Origin of the sequence: Paenibacillus ottowii (assembly GCF_006874425.1) — a bacterium.
Taxonomy (GTDB): domain Bacteria; phylum Bacillota; class Bacilli; order Paenibacillales; family Paenibacillaceae; genus Paenibacillus; species Paenibacillus ottowii.
Map to the genome: position 1 here is coordinate 130,693 of NZ_VIJZ01000006.1, position 22,622 is coordinate 153,314.

24 protein-coding genes and 1 pseudogene are annotated in these 22,622 nt (G+C 46.8%); 12 read left to right on the top strand and 13 right to left on the bottom strand.

The annotated features are described in order from the left end of the window. Positions 1 to 27 precede the first annotated feature (27 nt). The 5 genes from FKV70_RS15405 to FKV70_RS15425 form a co-directional block, all read right to left on the bottom strand. Positions 28 to 1,104 (bottom strand): hypothetical protein, encoded by a 1,077-nt coding sequence (locus FKV70_RS15405; protein ID WP_208738414.1) that lies wholly within the window; start codon positions 1,102 to 1,104, stop codon positions 28 to 30. Next, positions 1,097 to 1,342 carry an acyl carrier protein gene (locus tag FKV70_RS15410; RefSeq protein ID WP_016818498.1) on the bottom strand — a complete coding sequence of 82 codons (246 nt, stop codon included), beginning with the start codon at positions 1,340 to 1,342 and terminating at the stop codon, positions 1,097 to 1,099. Before FKV70_RS15410 ends, FKV70_RS15405 begins: the two co-directional genes overlap by 8 nt. A 17-nt stretch (positions 1,343 to 1,359) precedes the next feature. Continuing rightward, positions 1,360 to 2,736 carry a preATP grasp domain-containing protein gene (locus tag FKV70_RS15415; protein WP_064797424.1) on the bottom strand — a complete coding sequence of 459 codons (1,377 nt, stop codon included), beginning with the start codon at positions 2,734 to 2,736 and terminating at the stop codon, positions 1,360 to 1,362. Positions 2,737 to 2,802: 66 nt separating this feature from the next. Continuing rightward, on the bottom strand, positions 2,803 to 3,996 hold the full coding sequence (locus tag FKV70_RS15420) for a radical SAM/SPASM domain-containing protein (protein ID WP_064797423.1): 1,194 nt from the start codon (positions 3,994 to 3,996) through the stop codon (positions 2,803 to 2,805). A 46-nt stretch (positions 3,997 to 4,042) separates the two neighbouring features. Continuing rightward, on the bottom strand, positions 4,043 to 4,321 hold the full coding sequence (locus FKV70_RS15425; RefSeq protein WP_142613399.1) for a phosphopantetheine-binding protein: 279 nt from the start codon (positions 4,319 to 4,321) through the stop codon (positions 4,043 to 4,045). Positions 4,322 to 4,690: 369 nt separating this feature from the next. Between FKV70_RS15425 and FKV70_RS15430 the strand changes: the two genes are divergently transcribed. From FKV70_RS15430 to nagA, 3 genes are read left to right on the top strand one after another with little or no spacing between them, the layout of a single operon-like run. Then, the gene (locus FKV70_RS15430) at positions 4,691 to 5,557 is read left to right on the top strand and encodes a MurR/RpiR family transcriptional regulator (RefSeq protein ID WP_142613400.1); all 867 of its coding nucleotides are present in this window, start codon (positions 4,691 to 4,693) and stop codon (positions 5,555 to 5,557) included. Positions 5,558 to 5,559: 2 nt separating this feature from the next. Beyond that, positions 5,560 to 6,288, top strand: coding sequence for a glucosamine-6-phosphate deaminase (nagB, locus tag FKV70_RS15435; protein WP_142613401.1), 729 nt, complete (start codon positions 5,560 to 5,562; stop codon positions 6,286 to 6,288). Beyond that, positions 6,285 to 7,505 carry an N-acetylglucosamine-6-phosphate deacetylase gene (gene nagA, locus FKV70_RS15440; RefSeq protein ID WP_142613402.1) on the top strand — a complete coding sequence of 407 codons (1,221 nt, stop codon included), beginning with the start codon at positions 6,285 to 6,287 and terminating at the stop codon, positions 7,503 to 7,505. The genes nagB and nagA overlap by 4 nt, the downstream gene beginning before the upstream one ends. A 100-nt stretch (positions 7,506 to 7,605) precedes the next feature. On the opposite strand, the gene FKV70_RS15445 is transcribed toward nagA, so the two are convergent. Then, positions 7,606 to 8,649, bottom strand: coding sequence for a YhcN/YlaJ family sporulation lipoprotein (locus FKV70_RS15445; RefSeq protein ID WP_063209368.1), 1,044 nt, complete (start codon positions 8,647 to 8,649; stop codon positions 7,606 to 7,608). A gap of 194 nt (positions 8,650 to 8,843) precedes the next feature. Here FKV70_RS15445 and FKV70_RS15450 point away from each other — a divergent pair, with 194 nt between their 5' ends. Then, a complete protein-coding gene (locus tag FKV70_RS15450; protein ID WP_142613403.1) occupies positions 8,844 to 10,424 on the top strand; it encodes an esterase/lipase family protein in 1,581 nt (526 codons plus the stop codon). 211 nt (positions 10,425 to 10,635) lie between these two features. On the opposite strand, the gene FKV70_RS26625 is transcribed toward FKV70_RS15450, so the two are convergent. After that, positions 10,636 to 10,776 (bottom strand): hypothetical protein, encoded by a 141-nt coding sequence (locus FKV70_RS26625; protein ID WP_231116909.1) that lies wholly within the window; start codon positions 10,774 to 10,776, stop codon positions 10,636 to 10,638. 23 nt (positions 10,777 to 10,799) lie between these two features. After that, complete coding sequence (locus FKV70_RS15460) at positions 10,800 to 11,162, bottom strand: hypothetical protein (protein WP_064797418.1); 363 nt, start codon at positions 11,160 to 11,162, stop codon at positions 10,800 to 10,802. A 185-nt stretch (positions 11,163 to 11,347) separates the two neighbouring features. On the opposite strand from FKV70_RS15460, the gene FKV70_RS15465 reads away from it, so the two are divergent. Further along, complete coding sequence (locus tag FKV70_RS15465; protein ID WP_081276849.1) at positions 11,348 to 11,551, top strand: hypothetical protein; 204 nt, start codon at positions 11,348 to 11,350, stop codon at positions 11,549 to 11,551. A gap of 74 nt (positions 11,552 to 11,625) precedes the next feature. Here the strand turns inward: FKV70_RS15465 and FKV70_RS15470 are convergent, their stop codons facing one another. The 4 genes from FKV70_RS15470 to FKV70_RS15485 are packed head-to-tail and all read right to left on the bottom strand — an operon-like array spanning position 11,626 to position 15,708. Next, a complete protein-coding gene (locus tag FKV70_RS15470; RefSeq protein ID WP_142613404.1) occupies positions 11,626 to 12,564 on the bottom strand; it encodes a DUF4340 domain-containing protein in 939 nt (312 codons plus the stop codon). Beyond that, positions 12,561 to 13,952, bottom strand: a complete 1,392-nt coding sequence (locus FKV70_RS15475; protein WP_142613405.1) for a GldG family protein — start codon at positions 13,950 to 13,952, stop codon at positions 12,561 to 12,563. The genes FKV70_RS15470 and FKV70_RS15475 overlap by 4 nt, the downstream gene beginning before the upstream one ends. 5 nt (positions 13,953 to 13,957) lie before the next feature. After that, on the bottom strand, positions 13,958 to 14,680 hold the full coding sequence (locus FKV70_RS15480; RefSeq protein ID WP_063209381.1) for an ABC transporter permease: 723 nt from the start codon (positions 14,678 to 14,680) through the stop codon (positions 13,958 to 13,960). Further along, positions 14,677 to 15,708: an ABC transporter ATP-binding protein gene (locus FKV70_RS15485; RefSeq protein ID WP_244310753.1), complete on the bottom strand. Its 1,032-nt coding sequence runs from the start codon at positions 15,706 to 15,708 to the stop codon at positions 14,677 to 14,679. Before FKV70_RS15485 ends, FKV70_RS15480 begins: the two co-directional genes overlap by 4 nt. 427 nt (positions 15,709 to 16,135) lie before the next feature. Here FKV70_RS15485 and FKV70_RS27110 point away from each other — a divergent pair, with 427 nt between their 5' ends. The 4 genes and pseudogenes from FKV70_RS27110 to FKV70_RS26640 all read left to right on the top strand — a co-directional run bounded on the left by FKV70_RS27110 (position 16,136) and on the right by FKV70_RS26640 (position 17,992). After that, positions 16,136 to 16,486 carry an NTTRR-F1 domain gene (locus FKV70_RS27110; RefSeq protein ID WP_142613407.1) on the top strand — a complete coding sequence of 117 codons (351 nt, stop codon included), beginning with the start codon at positions 16,136 to 16,138 and terminating at the stop codon, positions 16,484 to 16,486. Between the two features lie 54 nt (positions 16,487 to 16,540). Next, a complete protein-coding gene (locus tag FKV70_RS26910) occupies positions 16,541 to 16,771 on the top strand; it encodes a hypothetical protein (protein WP_280115078.1) in 231 nt (76 codons plus the stop codon). A gap of 386 nt (positions 16,772 to 17,157) precedes the next feature. Further along, positions 17,158 to 17,499, top strand: a pseudogene (locus FKV70_RS26635) (relaxase/mobilization nuclease domain-containing protein); the annotation flags it as partial. Between the two features lie 118 nt (positions 17,500 to 17,617). After that, positions 17,618 to 17,992 (top strand): hypothetical protein, encoded by a 375-nt coding sequence (locus FKV70_RS26640; protein WP_244310755.1) that lies wholly within the window; start codon positions 17,618 to 17,620, stop codon positions 17,990 to 17,992. A 284-nt stretch (positions 17,993 to 18,276) separates the two neighbouring features. Here the strand turns inward: FKV70_RS26640 and FKV70_RS15505 are convergent, their stop codons facing one another. After that, positions 18,277 to 18,942 carry a Crp/Fnr family transcriptional regulator gene (locus tag FKV70_RS15505; RefSeq protein ID WP_063209382.1) on the bottom strand — a complete coding sequence of 222 codons (666 nt, stop codon included), beginning with the start codon at positions 18,940 to 18,942 and terminating at the stop codon, positions 18,277 to 18,279. Between the two features lie 112 nt (positions 18,943 to 19,054). Between FKV70_RS15505 and FKV70_RS15510 the strand changes: the two genes are divergently transcribed. The 3 genes from FKV70_RS15510 to FKV70_RS15520 all read left to right on the top strand — a co-directional run bounded on the left by FKV70_RS15510 (position 19,055) and on the right by FKV70_RS15520 (position 22,440). Beyond that, a complete protein-coding gene (locus FKV70_RS15510) occupies positions 19,055 to 19,732 on the top strand; it encodes a lactate utilization protein (RefSeq protein ID WP_142613408.1) in 678 nt (225 codons plus the stop codon). A gap of 392 nt (positions 19,733 to 20,124) precedes the next feature. Continuing rightward, positions 20,125 to 21,294 (top strand): glycosyltransferase, encoded by a 1,170-nt coding sequence (locus FKV70_RS15515; RefSeq protein ID WP_167669734.1) that lies wholly within the window; start codon positions 20,125 to 20,127, stop codon positions 21,292 to 21,294. Between the two features lie 51 nt (positions 21,295 to 21,345). Next, positions 21,346 to 22,440, top strand: coding sequence for a glycosyltransferase family 4 protein (locus tag FKV70_RS15520; RefSeq protein ID WP_063209385.1), 1,095 nt, complete (start codon positions 21,346 to 21,348; stop codon positions 22,438 to 22,440). The last annotated feature ends 182 nt before the right edge of the window (positions 22,441 to 22,622 follow it).

The window sequence follows — 22,622 nt, forward strand, 5'->3', positions numbered from 1 at the left end:
TGTGCCTGACCTAGCCAAATGCTTGAACTACTCGGAAGCTTGCTCTGCCAAAATCATCAGTTCCTCCAGCATCTCCCGCTGTCTTTCAATTAAATGCAGAGCCCGTTCTGTAATCTCTGGCATCCGATGCTTGCGCAATTGGAGTCCTGTTTTGTAAATATGCAGATTAAGCTTGTGCCAATCCGCGTATAACGCCTGTGCCAATTCAATGACATGCTGTGCTTGCGGCCCCAGCGTAGCTTGATGCAGCCGGCAATAATCAGCTGTATAATCCGTTAAATGAAGAGCGCTGCCCAATCGCAAATTGTAATAGATTTCATGGCAGTGCGTCCGAAACTCCTGATCCTCCATGTCTTCCAACAGATGGAAGTCACCGGCAAATGCCCGGTAACCGGCATCTCCCCGCTTGACATGCTGGTCTGTTGCAACCTTTTCACCCGTCACGTACTGACGAATATGGTATGCACACGCAGCATGCAGCTCCCTTGGCGACAGCGGGACAGGCTGCTCCACCAGCCATGCATACTCAATAATGCCCTGCATGAGGTCGTCGAGCCGTGCTGAGCCCACATAAGTCATCGCATGTCCCGAGGAATCAAGCAGGAAACTATCATTTACCTGTGCCGTCCGTTCTTGCAAGTCCAATCCGCACAACTCAATCACATGGCCCCTTGGGTAATTTTTCACATATACATCGTGATAGGTCAAAGCGGTGCTCGACGTATGCAGCATCGTACCATAACCGGATGTGAGCACCCGCAGCAGGTCAGTCTCATTGCTGATTCCTTCGACCCACGGTTCTACCCGAATAACCGGTCCGCCACTCGCGGCCATTTCTTGAAGCTGCTCTGGATATTTCTCCGGTCCGAAGCGCTTCAAATTGCCACCATACTCCGCACACATACTCCCACACAGCATGAACAGCTCGGCTTCGGCCATGTTCACCCCATACCTCTGCAATGAAGTACGCAGGGAAGAATATACACAATGCTTCCCTGGGAGAGCATTTGCGATTTCTTCTGCACCATGGTCAACTACGGATTCATGCCGAATCCCCATATCGGATTGCAGCATAGTTCTTGTCTGTTCGGCGCCCTTATGCATATTTGCCCAGCAGACGTTCAATGCCTTGCAGTGTAGACAAATGCTCTAGCACCAAATCGTCGTCCTCCATCGTAATATCAAGCTCATTTTCCAATTCCACAATTAATTCAACAGCGGATAAAGAATTCAGCCCCAAGGTTCGCAAGTCCTGATCCGGAGTCAACTGTTCCAGCTCGCCGGGAGCCAGCTTCAAAACCTTTTCCAGTAAAGGCACTACATGGTATACATCTGTCTTCATTCTCGATTCCCTCCCATTTATGAACATCCTAATCCAGCAATGATACCTTCCAATTTGTGCGCATAAGCATCCGCTTCCTGCCAACTGTCTGCCAAAATAAGTGTGAAAATCCGGTTCACATAGCCCCGCTTTACAGGAATGCCTGACAAGGTACCCGCTGTATAAACAAACACTCCTTCAGGCCGTTCGGGTGTATAGAGCAAGCCTTCCTCCGCCAGCAGCCCGCACAAACGGCTGTAGGTAAGAGGTGTCGCGGTCACGTTGCGGTAATAGCGAGACAAGGTTTTATGCTGCTCGCCCAGCACAGAGGACAAGAATGAGATGTAAGTAGACAGAGTAAATCTACCGTTAATCTCGATTACCGGAACCAGCAAACCATCTTCATCAACAAAACCGTCAATGGAGGCCATTCCCGTATACCCGATGGAATAGAGATATGTTCCCAACTGATAGGCACATCGTCTGACTTCTTCCTCCAGCGTCTCGCCAATATCAGCAGGAACCTGGGAGCCGATATATACTGTACCGTCTACGTTTTGCCTTTTCAGCGAAAACATCGTCACACCACCGCCCTCGTCAATACAGAGCTGGTAGTTCAGATCCATTTGCTTATTGTGCCAGCGCTCCACCAGCCAGCCGCCAGAAGACGATGATGAACCGCCGAAGCGTCTCATCACACTCAGCAGCGTGTCCAGCTTGGACAGCTCGTCCAGCATATACATGCCTTGTCCCGAGGCACCATGCGGCTGCTTGATAATCAGCTTCACAGGCCCGTCCGATAAGCCAGCCAGTCTCTCACATTCTCTGCGAATTGCCGCTTCGTCTGCACATACAGCGCCTTCGCTGACAGCAAAACCAAGTTTTTGTGCGGTCAAACGGCTAAATATTTTATCATTCACCTGGGCACAGACCGCAGATGGAGCACCGATCAGCTCCAGCCCGCAACGTTCCGCAATCGCTTCCTCCTGCGGTGTGACCGCATAGGGAACGAGCCATGCTTTGGCACCGCGGCTGCTATGACCTGCATCCGCAACCGTGCGCAGTCGTGCCAAAAGCGCGTCATCCGCCAGCACCAGCTCTGATATCGGCGTTAGCGGGTCCGAGGGCTCTGGCACCTCAATGCGCGGCAGGCTGAAGCCTAACCGCTGAAGCATGTCCAGAAATGCCTCATCCGGCTGTTCACGGAGTATAATGACATCCTGACTTCGACAGAGCAGGAGATTCATTTCCTCCATCCGGTTTACGACCTGCTGTTCATCCCGGTCTACCATGCCCCCCTTGCGGGGGGATGGATGCCATACTTGCTCTGCGCCAATATTAAATAGCCAAATCAGGACACCATGATCCCGTTCATGAGCAAGTGCTTCTACAAGGTTAATCGTTTTAGTCGTCACGTCTTGTCCTCATCCCTCTCTCTTCCATCCAATAGCAAACAACTTCCATAAGAGATTCATAGGAAACTAAATGTATTTCAGAGAGCCTGCTCCGTGCAGATACAGTACACTGCATTTGGAGCACACCGGCGTCAATCCTTCATGGTTAATCGTTTGCCGGGTTTTCTCGTACGCATCCGAATTCCATATCTCTTTCAGACTGTGCTCGCGCAAACTTCCAATCGTGAATTCACTGAAAAATTTGCAGGGCATGACCTTTCCGTCTGGTAAAATATCTGTTCTGGAGGTGAGCGCCAAGCAATGATTGGAACAACGGCTGACCATTTCCTCGCCATGTATAAATTTATCAATTTCCTCATAATCCAAGCCGGGCTGATAACGCACGCGAATGTTCCATACCCGCTCATTAATCCGCTGTAATTCCTGCATCAGAGGGTCAATGTTCGCCGGGTTGATCTTATATTTGAAAGCATGCCAGCTACTAATATTATTTTCTTCAAGTTGTCGGAGCCAAGAGAAGTTGCGTGTAAAATATTCATCCATTTTTAAGGAGGTTTCTTTGGAAATGTACCAGGGGAACGTCAGCAGCACCAGATCCAGCCTCTTGTCCTCCAGCATTTGCAGAAATTCGTACATCCGTCCGATCATGTTATCGTTAATGACCGCATGGACAGTTACCCGTCCCTTGTACAATCCCTGATCGCGAAGTTCAATCAGCTTATCCATCTGCCGCATTGTTTTTTGAAAGGTGCCTTTACCGCGTATTAAATCGTGTTCTCTTTCAAAACCTTCAATCGCTATTAATAACTCCAGATTTTCGGACAAGTCCAAAATCCGGTCCAAATATTTATCAATGAGTAATCCATTTGTACAAAAGGTCATTTCACGCCGATCTTCCGCCAGCACGTCCAAAATTTCATCAAAGCGCCGGTGAAACATCGGTTCGCCACCCCACATGTACAGCCGGGACTTCACTTCCTTTGTTTCGCTCAAAATCTGCCGGAGCATGTCCGGAGCAAGATCCATATTCTGTTCTTCTTTATCCATCTGGTGATGATAGCCTTCCTCGTTCCATTCAAAGCAGTGCGTACATCTTAAGTTGCAACGGTTAGTCAGCTTAATACCGATCGTTTGGGGCATGTCCGTTTTAAAAGCCGGATCCTGTGTTGCGTTACGATAAGACACGGAAGCGTTTTTCAAGTTACGCTTGATGAGCTTGAAAGCCTTCTCATCAATCAGCACATTGCTTTTGGGCTGCATGCTAACACCTCGTTTAATGGATTTTCAGGCAAAGTCTACCTTGCGTTCAGACTGTCTCCATACCTTCCGGGTGCGGCACTTGCTCCGCATCGCTAATTCCTTGAATGTAACTGCAAAACGCATCTACTGAACAGAGATGTTCCAACTCAAAGGAATCAAAATCAATCTCTACATCAAATGCATCCTCCACTTGCAGCATGAAATGAACCAATTGCAACGAATCCAGTCCTGCATCATGAATAATGTCCGAACGTCCATTCAGCTTGGCGACCAATTCAGGATCTTCCTTGACCGCGCTGATCATTTCAATCACTTGGCTTTGCATAGCAAACTCCTCCTTGTGAATGAGATCCTATTCTTCCGTCCAACGATGCCCTCTGAAAAGCTCCTAGGAAAATTCCTTGATTGGAACTATATTCAATTATACCCCTTCCTTGAAGAGACAAGTCAATAGGTTGTTTTGTAAGAAAAAATCGTAATTTGTAAATTAATGTGTGTTAATTTCTGCAAATTTCTCTACATTTTTTATTCCTATTCTATTGAAGCTGAACTTGAAAGTTAAATCTTATTTCTCCCCTCTTGTATGAAGAGCGTAACTATTTTACAATACACTCGAAAATATTTTTCTTCATTCCATTGAATTTAATGATACTTTTTTTCAGTCAAGTATTATATAGCTAAAGGAGCACAGCTCATGTCCCCTATTCTCCACACCTTATCCCAAAGACTGGAGCAGTTGCCCGTACAAGAGCGTAAACTGGCGGAATCTATCCTGAAAGCCCCGGAGGATGTGCTGCATCTGGGTATTCGGGAGTTGTCAGAGCGTTGTGGTGTAAGTGCCGCAACTGCTACACGGTTTTGCAAGTCACTCCATTTTAAAGGGTATCCTGATTTTAAAATGAAGCTGGCTGCCGAGTTGTCTCATTCCAACCATACAGGTGAAGAATCCTATCAGGACATTGTGGCTGGAAATTCACTTTCACGTATCGTGCAGGCCATTCAGGCAAACCATACAGCTTCCATTGCGGACACAACCCGGCTGCTGGATTTCGACAAACTGGAACAGGCCATTGCATGGCTGTCAGCTACAAACCGTATAGATCTCTATGGGATGGCGACATCCTCGATTGTGGCGCAGGATTTTTACCAGAAGCTAATCCGTATTGGCAAGAACAGTACTGCCTTCGCGGATTCTCACATGCAGATTACCTCTGCCTCCTCGCTTGGAGCGGAGGATGTGGCCTTTGCCGTCTCTTATTCAGGGGAAACCCAGGAGACAATCGCTGCTCTACATTGTGCAAAAGAACAGGGTGCCAAAACATTATCCCTGACCTCCTTCGGAAACAATACGCTGGCAAGCCTTGCGGATATTGCGCTATTTTCCTCCTCATTGGAGGAAGGAATGCGCCGTGGAGACATGGCCTCCCGCATTGCCCAGCTTCATATGATCGATATCCTGTTTACAGGTATGGTGAGCGCAAATTTTGACAAATATATTCCGAGACTAGAAGGTTCATATCAACAAGTGAGTAAGCTCAAAAAACAACCAGGGGGGCACTAAAGATGAACGTACGCATTTTGAACAGCCGTGAAGACCTGAACGCTACTGCTGCCACTGTGATCGCCAGCTTGCTACTGTCCAAACCACAAGCGATGCTAGGCTTGGCCACCGGGAGTACGCCCATTGGCATTTACCGACATCTTGCAGATATGTACCGCAGGGGACAGGTGAGCTTTGCACGCGCCTATTCTGTGAATCTTGATGAATACGTGGGTCTCTCCCCAGAACATCCACAGAGCTATCGGAGTTTTATGAATGAGCATTTATTTCAGCATATCGACATCCCCATCTCTCATACACGTGTCCCTGACGGGAATGCCCTAGATCTCACAGCAGAATGTGTAGCGCACGAGCAGGCCATTCTGGATCATGGACCTGTGGATCTCCAATTGCTTGGCATTGGTCATAACGGCCATATCGGCTTTAACGAACCCGGTCACAGCTTGACTGGAGCTACACATGTTGTAGATTTGAAAGAAAGAACTCGCTCAGCCAATGCCCGATTTTTTGGCGATATAGATGCAGTGCCCAGACAAGCCGTGACGATGGGAGTTGGCACCATTCTTAAAGCCAAACAAATTATACTGGTGGCCTTTGGCGCAGAGAAGGCCGACATTTTGAAGCAGGCTTTAACTGGACCTGTCACAACGGAGTGTCCGGCTTCCCTGCTGCAATGTCACCCCAACGTGCTTATTTTATTGGATCAGGAAGCAGGAGGATGGCTTAAATGAATTCAGATGAGTTGAATGGTAACTTACCGCAGCTGTTGTATGGTCAAGTCGTCATTGGGAATGATCTTATTCCCAACGGAGTTGTCATCATTGAGGGGCAATCCATTGTATACGCTGGTTCAGAGGAGAATGTACCCGTGAATTGGACCTCAGTGGTCTTAGGCCATCCGGAAGAAGGTGCCACACAAGCGGCGAATATTGTTCGCCACGAGGGAGGGTACCTGTTGCCAGGCTTTATTGATATTCATGTTCACGGCGGTAACGGCGAGGACTTTATGGACTCTGATTCGAGGGTGCTGGATACCATCACCTCCTTTCACAGTTCGCAAGGAACGACGGCTATGCTGGCTACCACGATGACTGCGCCGAAGGAACAAATTGACCAGGTATTAAGAGAAGTTCACGCCTATATGGCACTTCCCATGCCGCATGCGCAATTGGAGGGTGTGCATCTGGAAGGACCATTCATCAGCCCAAACTGGGCAGGAGCACAAAACCCGGAACATATCGTGCCTCCAAGCCTCGCTTGGGTAGCAGAATGGGAACAGCGCTATCCGGGCCTTGTTCGCCAGGTCACACTTGCGCCTGAACAAAAAGGTGCCCTTGAACTCATCCCATGGCTGCGTAGTCACGGCATTACCGCGGCTCTCGGTCATACGGATGCTACGTATGAAGAGGTAGAACAGGCAGCGGCGGCAGGCTTAAACCATGCCGTGCATACCTTTAACGCCATGACTCCGCTGCATCACCGCAAACCGGGAGCCGTAGGAGCCGTACTCACTGATTCGCGTATTGAAGCTGAAATCATCGCAGACGGCATCCATGTGCATCCTGCCGCCATTTCCCTGCTTGCCAAATTAAAGCAGGATCATAATCTTATCCTCATCACTGATGCCATGTCGGCCACCGGGCTGGAAGATGGGCATTATACACTCGGCGATCTGCCAGTGATCGTACAGGACGGTGTCGCACGACTGGAAGATGGCGTTACTTTGGCAGGAAGCACACTAACGATGATTGAAGGCTTCCGCTATCTGGTTCAACAGGTAGGCTTAAGTATTCCCGAGGCATCACAAGTGGCCAGCCTGAATCCGGCTCGATCCCTGAACATAGCTGATCGAACAGGTTCACTTGAAGCAGGTAAACAAGCAGACGTCTTGTTGCTGGATGCTGACTTAAATTTGCAAGGTGTGTGGATAAAAGGAATACGCAAATAACGCAGTCATGGTGATATCATTCCCCAAAACCAAAGAGCTATCCTTCAGCATATTCGCTGAGATGGATAGCTCTTTCTTTGGCATTGCATAAAGTTTGAAATTAACGATGATTCATCGGTGCAGACGTATGATTTTGTGGACGTGTTGGTGTATTTAGCGTTGGATGATTCGTACCCGCCGCATGGGTAGGGAATACGCGTTCAAGGACATCCACCAATTGGTTGCTCAATCCTCTAACTGGGTGACCATTTTGCACATTGCGTGATAAGTCGGTGGTGTGCTTGATAAATTCAGGGTTTGCTGAAACATATACCTGTTCAATCGACGGTGCAAATTGCTTAACCTTGTTAGCAATTCTACTTTTTACATCTTCGGTCAATGCGCTAGGCTCATATGCAGTTCTTGCACCTTCCACTGTGGTGCCATCTGTACGGGTGCCATCCGTACGAGCACCATCTGTGCGGGTGCCATCGGCCAAACCGCGAATCATACCGTACGAGCCTGTACCCATTGTACCGTACAAACCGTCATCACGACGCGCAGGTGTTCCCGTTCCGGTAAGTCCATTGTCTGTCATTCCAGGCGTTGTAGTACCCGTTGTACGGTCTCCTCTAGTGCCAGTGACGCCATTCACACTCGGTACATTCCCGTTACGCCCAATATTAGTACTTGGAGTACCGTTATGGCCCGGTGTACCGACACCTGTGCCATTGCCTTGGTCTTTAAGGGAGACGGCTACATATGCATGACGTTCACCGACCAGTACTGTCGCAGACTTTACATCCGGCATCTCGGATATACGTTTGGACAAGTTGCGATCGACTTGCAGATTACGGACAGGATGTCCAGTTCTGTTGGCATTTTCATTCAATGGCACTCCATTTATGCCATTGGATTTCACCCCATAACGATTCACACCATCCATGCGGTTTACACCATCCAAACGGTTCATACCATCTAAACGGTTTACCCCGTCTAAACCATAACGATTCACACCGTCCAAATGGTGCGTGCTTTGCGTGTTATAGCGAGTAGCGTTCGTGCGGACGTTATGATTGGCAGTCCCACATCCTGTCAATGTAGCCATGCTGGCAAGTAAAGCAGCAGAAATCGTCAAACTGATGACCTTCTTAGTTCCTGGCATGAACTCATCCTCCATACATATATAATGTGTGACGAGGTTAGCATGCGCCATCAATCTTAGGGATATCCTGACTAAAAAATGACTGAAAAAATAAAATTTTAATGTAAATATGAAATTCAATTGATGATTTACCACAAGATGGCATGTATAATAAGTTCGAAATACTTTATTTTACAATAAGGAGGATTTACAGTTTGAAGAAGCTCACTGTTTTGATGCTCATTTTTTTGTTGTCCGTCACTCTTGTTCCCGTCGGTGCTTTTGCAGGCTCCACTACGCCAGAAGCCCCGAAAGATCCCGCTGGAAGCTGGTTTGAAGGTCCGCCCCCTACTCATGTTGATCCTGCCAAGCCCGCCTTATTGTTTGTACATGGCTTGAACAGTAGCGCTGAAGTGTGGACCAAGAATAATAACGATATGCTTCAGCGCGCACGTGATGCCGGATACCAGACGGCCACCATTAATCTGTACGACGCGAATGGCACATCCCAGGATATGTGGGAAAATGGCAAGCTTTTAGCCGACAAAATCAAAGTCATTAGTAATCATTTTGGAAAAAAACTCATCATCATCGCCCACAGCAAAGGTGGAGTGGATACTCAAACCGCTCTCGTATACAACGGAGCAGCCCCTTACGTACAACGTGTCATTACCCTCAGCAGTCCTCATCATGGCTCCCAACTCGCAGATCTCGCCTACAGCAGCTGGGCCGGATGGCTGGCAGATATCGTCGGCTCACAGAATCCCGGCACCTCTACATTACAAACATCTTATATGAAATATTTCCGAAACAAGACCGATGCACTCAGCAATGCAACTACAATTCCGTTCTTCACATTTGCTGGTGATAACTGGTCTGGCGGTACCGCCTCTTACATAATGGGTGGACTTTACCTCTCCACCTTTGGCAAAAATGATGGAGTGGTCATAGTCGACAATGCTAAACTTCCCGGCGGACGTGTAGTTAAAGTCGGTTCCTGGGATCATGCCAAGGTTCGTACCGGCTCTTACGTCTTCTCCCTGATCCTACCTTACCTCCAAGCGAACACTCCAGCATTAAATCAGGAAACTGAAGCCTTTTCAGCAGCATCTTCCCTGACTGCTTCTGCTGTACAAGCCACTTATAGTGAGATCGATAATTCATATTTTATCCGAGGCGGCGATTATGATGGAAAAGCCTCCGAAACGCTCACGGTTGAAAATGGTGTCCAATCCATCGATCTGGACTGGATCAGCGATAAGCGTGTAAGTAAACTCGAATTGACCAAACCTGACGGAACTACCGAATTGCTTAATGTGAAAGCAGGTCGTGATGAAGAAATCTTTGCTGGTGCTTGGCATCATAGTGCAGTAATTACCAATCCCCAACCAGGTATTTATAAGCTGAACGCCGTAATTGCTGATCGTGGTGCGTATCTTCTGATTGCACGCTATCATGCCGTTCAAGTACCTGAACTCAAATACAATTTAAATGCAGTGGGTCCGAAACTAAATATGAAATCTCAGGATTCCTCGGCTAGCGTCACACAAGTTACTTACCAAGTTCAATACTATGGTGATCCGCAACAAGGAGTCACTACAGCGTCTAAGGGCCTGACATTGCAACAGAAAACCGTTAACCCTACTGGGCAAATTGAGCTTTCCAAAGCGGACAAGCCTGGCATTTATTCTGTAACTTATGAAATTAACGGTACTACAGCAGCAGGATATCCTTACCGCCGTACAGCCGTTCAATCCATTTATATTGATGCAGACGGCAACAAGTATGTCGACTAAATAAACCTACAACCTCAACAGCCTGCATACCCCCATCATATTACGGGCGTTTGCAGGCCTATTTACTATTCCCATCATTATTAATAGAGTCAACTTTTCGCAAGCCCTGCTATCACTCATACACATCATTCATACACTTATGCCCTCCGTTACATCAGTTAAAATTACTGAATAAGGATAGACAAGGCTATTTCCAAAGTCCACTTTTTCTCTAGATCTCTGTCTTTAGCTCTTGCCGTAGCTCCTCAATAAAATCAACTACGATACTTTGAACAGCATCTTCACGGGACATACGTATATACCGGCTCGTCTTCTGAATGTCTTCCTCGAACAAATAAAGTATCCTGCTCATGGCCTCCTGATCCCCACTTTGTGCTAATTTGAGCCATTGGACGAACTCAGCATCCGAAATAACTCTTTGAGCATTTTCTTTTTCCATTTATTCACCGCCTGTTGGGATAGCTTTAACTCTTTTGCAATCTGTGCTTCGGTTTTGTCTAGTATGTAAAGGTCAAAGATGATCATTTTTCCGATCTCAGAAGATAGAGAGTTGATAAGCTGTAGTGTGTACATATTAGAGTTTGCAGATTCTGTAAAAGATGGAGCGCTGATAGCTTCGTTTTTTTCCATTACAAATTCATGGTTGGTTTGTACCCGAGCACGATACTGGATTCTCCAGGCAATGCGATACAACTTCTTACGGTATTGTTCTACCAATGTTAGCTGAGATTTTTCCAATATAATCACCCTTTCTCTTTGGATTTGACTTTTCTAAATCCTCATACTATAGGGTAATTTGTAATCCAATTTAACAACCAAAATAGAACACTTGTTCTTATTTATTATACTATTTTTACAATCAGTTGTATATGGTCCTTTTAATTTACCTTCCTTTATATATGGCTAAAAAGGAGGGAAATAGATTGCACATGGATGACGCTCTTTCTCTGGTTACGAATGTAGGCTTTCCGGCTGGACTTTGTTTTATTTTATTGCGGCACATTCTGCACACGATGGAGGAAAAGTTGGATAAGCTGGATCTCTCACTTCATGAGCTGATTCGGGTTATCCAGGATTTAAACGATCATAACAGCCCTTCTTCCAAAAGCAGCAAACCTGATGAATAACGAACACAAAGAAGCTCCACGCGACGATTATTCGCCGTTGGAGCCTCTTTGTTCAGCTATTATAAATGTAATGATTATTTGCTAGCCTTAGCCTGGTCATGGCCACTCTGTTCCGCATGGTTCACATCAGATGCTGCCAGACCATAAGCCCAATTGCTTTGTGGCGGCACTACCCATACCGTATTTGGATCATCGGTAAGTGTCCAGCCCTGATAGACCTGCTGGGAGTCATCCTTACCCAGCGATACGCTCAGCGTAAAGCGGTGAACAGGCTTGTTCAGCTCGGAGGCTTTGCGCAAGGCTTGATTGCTGGCCAGGTTTTTGATTTGCTGTGAGAGGGAAGTCGCCGTGTCACCAGCTACTGCCTTGCCGTTAAGCGTCCAAGATGAGGAAGCAGTGTCCCCAGTCCCACTGTTACCGGAGGATCGGAGCATCCATGAGGCTTTCTGGCCTTCCCACTCTATTCCGCTCAGCTTGGTATCGTCCCAATCAAACGGTGTTGTATCTGTAAAATCATCAACACCCAGCAGCAAACCCGAAAGTGTATCTATGGGTACGGAAGCTATCTCCTTTTGGTCTGATAGTACATAGACAGCATCTCCAGAAGGCAACGCTTCACCGAAGGCAAAAGTGCGAACATCACCATTCTTGGTCTTAATTTCAATCTGATCATGGGTAGCGCTAATACCATATTTGGCTACGTTTATGGGAGAAGATTCCACGACATCACCCAGCTTTACATTTTGAATCGCGCTTAACCAATTGTCTATTGTATATTGATTTAACGGGTAAGCTCGTGGCTTAGTCATGCTCCATTTGCCATCGCGTTGATTAAGCTCCACCGACTTACCGTCCTTTCCAGTGATTGCAAAAGACGTAATATCTCCTTGTGTAAGCTGAACGAGCTGACGAGCCGCCGGGGTTTGTTCACGAAAGAAGTTTTGACTCTTAGCATAGATTATACCCGCTCCCAATACGACTAGCAGCAGCACTGTGGGTATCCATTTTCTCATGCACTTCTTCGCCTCCACCATAATAAAATTCCGATCACCGCAAACAGCAGCGGCAATCCGATGACTGATATGGCTAATACCGTTTTCGCTTGAGCAGCAGTCAAATAAGCTACCTTAAAATCCTGCTCCTGACGAGGCCGAATAGTGAGTCCATCCGAGTGTCCCTGTACATAATTCAGACTATTCAGCACAAAGTCTCGATTCCCTCCTGTGCTGATCTCAGTATCGCTTAGGAGGGCTGACGTTCCGAGAATAACTGCTTTGGGCTTGCCGTCTTTTCCTTCTACCGCGTAGCCGAGATCAAGCGGTCCCTGTGGGTCGTTGGCATCTTTCTGCGTTTCGTTGTTCAACAGTCCCTGAATATTCGTTTCACCATAACTGGCTGCAGAAGATTTCAGCAATAGCGTCGTCTTCCAATTCTTCTGCTCTTCTGCCTGCAAAGCAATAGACAGCGAAAGAACAGGATACAGATTAGAGGCCGCTAATTTATCGGTGATCGCATGACTGCCAAAGGTAGGAACCGTCCATAGAGGACCCAGCGTATTCGTCTGCGCCTGATCCACCACAATAGCATGAGTATCTTTCACCCCATAATCAGCCGCTAATGCGTCAAGGTTTTTCCAGCTAGTTCCCATGTTCGGGTGAAATCCTAACGCCATAAAAAGCTTTCCACCATCATTTAGATACGTACGAATACTTTTCAGCTCCGTTGCACTAATATCCCGCTCTGGACCGACAATAGCCAGTACAGACGCATCTTTGGGTACACTACCCGCTCGATTGAGCTGAACTTCCTCTGTTTTCACATTATCTTGCGCCAACGAGCTGCTTAATCCAGTCATTTGGGACAAAGGAATTTCCTCATGTCCTGTCAGAAAAACCACTTTTCCTTGACGTGTAGACGATAATGCCAGCAGTCCACTAGTCAGCTTTTCTTCCCCGGTAAATTGGTACGCTCCTTCACTACTCCCCTGGGCTTGGGTAAAAAGACTTCCAATATCTATAACCCGCTTCTTCTCTCCCTGCACCAGCACGATGGAGGCCTCAGTAACACCATACTGCTTGGCCATTATCGGCTCCTGATTCAAATCATATTGCTCGACTTTGAGCTTGCTGTTACGCTTGGCATATTCATGCAGCATATCCGTAACATCCCGGTTCAGCTTCTGATTCTGAGAAGTGGATACAGTAAAGGCAATCAATCGTACGTTTTCCTTTACACCCTGAATAGTCGTCAACGTCTGATCAGACAGCGTATACTGCTTGCCTGCCGTCAGATCCAGCTGAAAACCTCCCAGCGAACGCAGAAATAACGTCAATAAAATAAAAATACCTACAGCAGCAATCGATAGTACCACACTATTGGTGTGACCCAGCCATTTTTTCATCTTCATTACCTCCACCGTTTCCGTTCAACCACTTGGATGCTAAATAGCAAAAAGAGCGCCGCCACCGTCACGTAGTACATCACATCGGCTCCATTTAGCAATCCTTTGGTGAAACTGTCAAACCGCGCGGTTAGTGAAAATGGTTCTAGCCACTGCTGCAGCGCCGCAGATGCGCCGGTTTGTCCACCAAACGAATCCAGCATCCAGAACACGAGTAAGAGAATAAAACTGACGACCGCCGACATCATTTGATGCTGTGAAAGCGTCGAAGCGAATAAGCCAATCGCCATCATGGCTGCGCCAAGCATAAACAGGCCGATTACGGAAGTAAATACCAGCGTCCAATCCAGCGCCCCATAAAAGGACATCACGACCGGATATGCCAGACTGCACAGTACCAGAATGAGCAACATACCCAGCGATGCCAAAAATTTACCAATCATGATTTCCGTTACACTCACAGGTGAAGTAAGCAGCAATTCATCCGTACCCTGCCTGAATTCCTCTGCAACCAGCCGCATCGTGAGTAATGGGACAACAAACACCAGCATGGACAATGTGTCACCGAGTACCAGTCGATAGTCCAGAATACTAGGCTGATACATTACAAAGTTCGTATAAAATAGTAACCCCGTCAGCAGCATGTACACCGCAAGCGCAAAATACGTCGTTGGGGTCCATAGATAGGCTTGCAGCTCCTTTTGACAGACTGCGAACAAACGCCTCATGACTGATTTCCTCCCGTATCCTTGTTTTCTTCGACCTTGTTATTACCACTCTGCTCTTCTTCCGTTTCCCGAGTGGTTAACTGCTGAAAGATATTTTCCAAGCTCAGATTTTCTTTTTTCATTTCCAAAATCGGAAGCTTCGCATCCGATAGCACATAAAACAGCTCTTCGCGAAAATCCTCATCGGAAGCCCCTGTAAGCAGCAATCCGGTCAAATCCTGCTCTGTGGCAGTCAGCTTCGTATTCGCTGGAGGCAGAACAGGCGCCAAAAATTCAACTTGTACTTTTCCCCAAGTTCGTAGGACATCCATTACCTGCTCATGCTTGCCTTTGACCTCCACCTTCACTTTGAAGCCATCTTCCATCGAACCGCCGAGCGCGTCAGGACGCCCGTCCATGACCAGTTTCCCTTCATGGATGATCAGAACCCGATTGCACAAAGCATCCACCTCGGGCAAAATATGCGTGCTGAGCAATACCGTATGATTTTCACCAATCTCCTGAATGAGCTGACGAATCTCCAAAATCTGATTAGGGTCCAAACCCGAGGTCGGTTCATCCAGCACTAGCAAATCCGGGTTATGAATAATCGCACCTGCCAATCCCAAGCGCTGTTTGTACCCTTTGGATAAACTACGGACCAATTGTTTTTCCCGTCCATTCAGACCCAGTCGGGATATCATCTCTGAGATACGCAGCTTCTGCTCTCTCGCAGGCACATCCCGAATGCTAGCTACAAACTTTAAATAGGATCTTACAGAGATATCCCCATACAAAGGGGGCGTTTCCGGCAGGTAACCGATTTTGGAGCGGGCTTGTCTGCCTTTATCCTGAATCGGGATACCGTCAATCGTAATTACTCCCTCGTTTGGCTGAAGATACCCTGTAATCATGCGCATCGTCGTCGTTTTACCCGCACCATTGGGCCCCAAAAAACCCACAATTTCACCGCGCTGCATCTCAAAATCCAACTTATGTACGCCCCGGTTGCCCTCGTACCATTTACTCACCTGCTGCACTTTGAGCACATGTTCCACCCTTTCTTTATTCGTGATCTTTTGCCTGCTGCTCTCCCATCCAAAATGTTGCATGGGAAGCAGGCAGCAGCGAAGTGGAGGATTTGAAGCTGAAGAAGCGATAGCGTTCGCCTTTACTGTAGGATTCTTACCTTTAAATATCTCATCTAATCCAAGAAGAATCCTATAGCAACAGCGATCGGAAGCTCAAAGCCTTCGCGTAGCGGTCTCCTCGCACTTCATGCTACACTTTTAAATTCTAATGATAATCCCCCACATATAGCTTCAGCTTAACAACACTTAAATAGAAGCTTAAAATAATGTGTCTAAAATGTGAACGCGAAAATACGCATCTGCCCTCGTAAACTTGTACGGTTCTCCAAGGCGTGGATTCGCATCTACTATCATTACAATGTGTGAAGGGATTGTATAAAAAGCGATGACCGTATTATTTACTAATCTAGTTAATAACGGCGACTTCGAGACTGGATCTACCCTTTTTTGGAACGCTGCAAATGTGACCGTCACTAACTTATCTGTAAAAAAGACAAACTTTTATAGTGCGATCCTGGCAGGAGGCGCGGTAGATGCATCCCTTTCTCAGGTCGTTTTCGCCACCCCAGGCGAAAGTTATAGGTTAAGCCTATCAGCTGCGAAAATAGGAAGTTTGGTCAATCCTCAACTCAACATTTTTCTGTATTACTATGACGCAACCTTTAGCTTCCTTGGCACTGGGCTAACTACCTATTTGAGCGCAGGCACATTACCCGATGCTGTGAATGGGACATGACAAACCCTGTACCAAGTAACAGCCCCTGTTCCAGCTAACGCAGCCTTTGCCTTTTTGGTTATTAGCAAAAATGCCTTAGCTAACACTGCTGATGTAGCCATTGATTCCGTTGCCCTTGTTAAAGCAAGTGCAACTGGAGCTGTGGGGCCTGCAGGTGCCACGGGCGACACCGGTGCTACCGGACCGGTCGGACCTACGGGCGCCACAGGCGACACCGGCGCTACTGGACCTGTCGGACCTACGGGGGCTACGGGCGACACTGGCGCTACTGGACCAGTTAATTAAGGAAAACTGCAAAAACCTTTATCCTATGCGGGATAAGGGAATACCAAAATAAAATATGAGCTATCACATTACACAGGATACCGCCCTATTGGACAAGATGGGCGGTATTTTTGTATCTGGATAGCGGAACTTCGGGTCAACTTGGCTCGAAGTTGTTTTTAGAGGAAAGGAGGAATTGCACATGGCAACTACCCGCCTTATCACCCGTCACACTGGAAGCGGCACGACCATTATGGAAACCTTAAAGGACGGTTTTGACTATGGGAAAGACCAGATAAGACCCGCAACGGCGATTTGATTCTTGCCTATGAATGTGACCCTGCCACGGCTGACGCGGAGTTTTTACTCTCAAAAGCAAAGTACAAACCTCTCACAGGCGGGAGCAAAAACAGGAGAATGATGTGCTGTATTATCAAATCCGGCAGGCGTTCCCGCACAGTGAAACAGACCCGGAAACTGCACTTAAAATCAGCTATGACCTTGCCATGCGCCGGACAAAAGGGCGACACGCCTTTTTCGTGGTTTCCCATGCTGATCGTCTACACCCCCATTGCCATATTTACTACAATTCCACCTCGCTGGACTGCACCCGGAAATTCCGGGATTTTATCGGTTCGGCCCGTGCGGTGCGGCGGCTCTCTGACCGTATATGCCTTAAAAAGGGATTATCTGTTATCACCAATCCAAAACGCCACAGCAAGGGAAAATCCAAGAATTACGGGGAATAGCTGGACGGTCACAACCCGCCCACCTTTAAAGAAAAATTAAAGTCGCAGATTGATATTTGCCTTGCAACGAAGCCGCCAGATATGTACACCTTTTTACAGACAATGGAGTTGGCTAGCCATGAAATCAAACACGGACGCGGCAGCACAATCAGCTTCCGAGCAGAGTCGCAGGGTCAATCTGATTGTGGATATTCAAGCTCGTATGGAAGCCGGAAAAGGCCCTGCCTATGAGCGATGGGCAAAGGTATTTAATCTAAAGCAGATGGCGGCGGCGGTGGATTATGCGAAAGCCCGGCCTGTGTTTGAGGGGTACAAGGCAGCGAAGTACAGCAAGGAATATCTTGCGGAGCATGAAGCAGATATTGCCGTTTATCGGGCGGCGCAGAACACGTTCCGGCGTTTGCTGTCCAGGGAAAATCCCCCTAAAATGGATACGCTGAAAGCAGAATTTCAGCGGTTGTCGGCAGATAAAAAAGGCTTACCGGGAATATAGGGAAACCAAAAAGGTCATGCAGGAAATTGTTATAGTAAAAAGCACTATTGACCATCTGCTCAGCCTGACGGACGCGCAGAAAAATAAGGAAATGGAGCGATAGCGAGTATGACGCAGCATGAGGTGCAACACACCGACTTCAGACCAACTTGGCCCGAAGTCGCAGGGTTTGGGGAAGGCACTCCCCAACAAGCAATTTTTGAGATCTTCCCGCAAGGGAAAATCCCAAAAATGTGCAAGTGTCAATACACTTGCCCTGCTTGCCGGTTAGTGAAAATCTTTTTCTACTGCTTTTGCAATAGCTTAAATTCGTTTCTATAAAAGTCAATCAAGCCGTCCCGCTTCATCCATGCAAGCTCTCTGGATAAAGCACTTCGATCTACATCTAAATACTCGGCCATCGCTTCTCTATCAAAAGGAATAGTAAAAGTTTCTGTTCCAGTTTCACGCATAACCCTTGTTAAATAAGTTAAGACCTTATCCCGAATAGTAGGCATAATCAGACAATCATTTCGGTCATGCAGTTCTAACGCTCGTTCTGCAATACTATCAAAAAGATTGCCAAGTAATTGTTCGTGTACCATACAAAACTTCGTGCAACGACTCAATATGCTTTTGATAGGAATAAACAGAACCTCAAGCGGTTCTATTGCCTGTACTGACATAGGGCATCTTCTTCCACGGCTAGCCGCTGTTAAGACAGCGGTATATCCACCCTGATAATGGAGGGATACAATAATTTGTTTTCCCGTGACGCTCAATTTCGTACTTTGAGCGCTACCCTGCAATATGATGCCGACATCATCAACTAAATCACCCTCACGGACAACCATCTCATCTTTTGCATATTCTTTCCGTTTGGCTGACAGACATTTAAGCATTTGTGGAATATCATTTGGGGAAATCCCCGAAAATAAACGTGATTGACATAGGGAATCTAAGTTGTTCATGAGAGGCTCCTCGTTGCACATGCAACATACTTTTCCTTTTTACTATACTATATTAATTGTAAATACATATGAAGTTAGTCACCTTTTCTAACGTCAGAATGGAGGGAGAACAATGCAAGGGAAAGAAAATTCAATAAAAGCGAGAAATCGACTTTTAGCATCAAAGGTTATTAAAAATCTGCAAAGCAGAAAGTTTGAGGCTTATTACTGTGATAACGCCATAGAAGCTGTAGAAAAGGCACTATCATTTATTCCGGAACATTCTTCGGTATCATGGGGTGGGTCAGTCACGCTTGAGGAAATCGGGCTTCTTAATCGAGTACGTCAAGGCAGCTATATAATCACTGATCGTGATAAAGCGCAAACAATGGAGGAACGTTATGACCTCATGCGCCAATCTCTTTTGTGCGACACCTATTTAACGAGCTTTAACGCCGTTAGCGAAGATGGCATATTGGTCAATATAGACAGTGTGGGCAATCGAACGGCGGCGATTACCTTTGGACCGAAAAGTGTTATTGCTATCGTTGGGATGAATAAGGTTTGTAAGACCGCTGAAGACGCAGTTATAAGAGCCAGAACATATGCGGCCCCCATTAATGTATACCGCTGTTCGTGCTCGTCCAGCCCATTTTTACATTCGCCGCAAAAAACACCCTGCCTGATTAATGGTGCTTGCGGAGATTGTAAAACAGATGATTGTATCTGTTCTTACATCGTCCAAACAAGAATGTGTAAAACAGCGGGGAGAATAAAGGTTATCCTCGTTGGTGAATCTTTGGGATTTTGAATAAGGATTAAAGTTTAAGGTTGCCGACCAGCTACGCCGAGTAATGGAATACATTGAAATCAATACCCAATCCGAAGCGGTTTAATAGGCCGCTAATAAAAAGGCAGTTTGTTTTCCTAATAAAACTGGGTCAACCGGCGCTACAGGGCCAACGGGACCTACGGGACCTACGGGACCGACCGGACCTACAGGGCTCTAACCTTCTAGTATTACCGAATCGTGAACTTAAACGATGCATCATACCCTATCGACAAAGCCGCCCAGCAAGTTATGGCTTTGCCATCCTTGCCCTGCCGCCCTTGCGGCAGGGCTTCTATAACTCAGACCCCTTTTAAATTCAACTTCAAGTTTGTCCTGAATCCTCAAATGCTTCCCAAAGGAGTGGTACTCAATTGATCAGTATCAGCCTGTGCATGATCGTCAAAAATGACCAAAATACGATTGGTGCTTGCCTTGAATCGGTCCATCATATTGTAGATGAAATTAACATTGTGGACACAGGTTCACAGGACCGGACCATTGGCATTTGCCGCAACTTTACAGATCGAATTTTTCCGTTCGAATGGGTGGATCATTTTGCCCTTGCACGTAACTATTCTTTTGAGCAAGCTACACAGGAGTACATCCTCTGGCTGGATGCCGATGACATTTTGAAGGAACAGGATGCTGTCAAGCTGCTTGAGCTAAAGCACACTCTTAATTCCTCAGCTCCACAAATCGTAGATGCAGTGTCTATGAAATATCATTATGCCCTCGATGATCATGGTAATGTCACCTTACATTTTCGTCGGAATCGCTTGGTCAGACGGTCGGCCGGATTCCGTTGGCATGGAGCTGTGCATGAGTACCTCGCCGTAGACGGAAGCATTCAGCATGCGGATATTGCCATAACTCACACCAGAACACATACACTCTCCCCTGGCCGAAATCTGCGAATTTATGAGAAGCTGCTTGCTCAAGGCCATGTCTTCTCTCCCCGTGACCGCTACTATTACGCTAATGAGCTTAAAGACAATGAAATGTATGAACAGGCCGTACAGGCTTACCGGGATTTTCTAAACACCAAACAAAGCTGGGTAGAGGATGCAATTAGTGCATGCGGCAAAATGGCTGACTGTCTGCAGCAACTTGGCAAGCTGGAGGAAAGTATTACTGCGGCTCTTCGTAGTCTGACCTTCGATACCCCAAGGGCAGACCTCTGCTGCCCAATGGGTCATTATTTTTTGCATAAAAATGAGATTCCCAAAGCCGTTTACTGGTATGACATGGCTACCACTCTGAATCCTCCTGATACGTTGGGCCCGGTACAAGACGCGTACCAAACGTGGTTTCCTCATATCCAGTTATGCATTTGTCATTTTCGGCTAAAAGACTATACACGCGCGAACTGGCACAATGAGCAAGCAAATGCAACAACAGAATATGATCTTGGAGCCCTCGCTTGCTATGAGTTGGGTCTACTGCACAAAGCTTGTGAATTTGCAAAAGAAGCAACAGAACGCTCTCCGGAAGATTCTCGCCTTCGCCATAATTATGCGCTAATTCGATCCAGGCTTCCATAGAAACCCACACCTCGTCCTGCAGGTTGAATAACTTGGTATAAGAGCTTGTGGTTGGCAAAGGAGGTCATTGAGATCAAAGTTCTATTTACTTTTTATATACCGAGCGGTGGCGTGGAAACCTTGAACCGTCAACGCTGTAGAGCACTCATTCAGAACGGGATTGAATGTCATCTTCTCTATTATCAGCAGGGTACAGGGATGCAAAACCTGCACGGCGATATTCCGGTGTTCATGACTTCCTCTGAAGAAGAAATTCGAAAACTGGTGGAGTCTCATCGGTACGATGCAATTATCGTCTCTTCGGACTATCCTATGCTCCCCAGACTGCGAATGTTGGGCTACCAGGGGATATTAATCTATGAATCACAGGGCTTTGGCACTCACGAAGAAGCTGCAAGGGTTGTCACAGATGCCATTCCGTATCTTCAAAACCATGCCAATGCGGTGCTTCTACCAGAGACAACTCACCTCGTACAGCTATTTTCCAGCCTGTGTCCATGGCTTAATCGTTTTGTATTTCCCAATGTACTGGATACTAACGTATTTAATTATGTACCTAACACTCCCCCGGCTAATCCGGTCATTGCATGGGTTGGGCGATTGGAGCCCAATAAAAATTGGAGGCATTTTGTCGACATTTCTTACTGGATGCTGCAAAATCGTGCCGATCTTCGGATTTGGATGTTCTATGATGACACCTTGTCTCGGCCGGAGGATAGAATACAATTCGAGAACCTGCTTGTTCAGCTTGGCATGTCCACGATTATCGAGCGTTTTAAAAGCGTGCCTCATGCTAAAATGCCTTTGTATTATTCCATGATTGGCGACTCAGGTGGGTACCTGCTTTCGACTTCGCTGGTGGAGGGATTCGGCTACGCGGTAGCTGAGGCGCTGGCCTGTCGCTGCCCGGTATTAAGCTCTGATTCAGACGGAGTACGAGCATTCATTGAACACAACGAAACCGGTAAGTTTTATCAGCAGGGAGACATTTTACAGGCGGTATTGCAAGGATTAGAGCTGATGAACAACGTCCCTCATCGCGAATCTATTCGTCAGAAGGGGCGGACACGAATCGTGAATCTGTTGGCGCCGGATAAATATGTACGCTCCTTCAGGCAGATGATGAACTCATTGGGGGTATGGTGACTTGCTATTGTAGTACATGCTGCAAAATCTGTTTCCATATCCAAAAAAAGCTGACGACAACCCTATTTTTATACAGGGTCATCGTCAGCTTGATGAGTTATCTTTCTATTACTGTATTAAGAACTATCTAATCTTCAATAAGCGATCTCCAGCCTGAATCTCATTCGAGTCTTCCGCTAAAA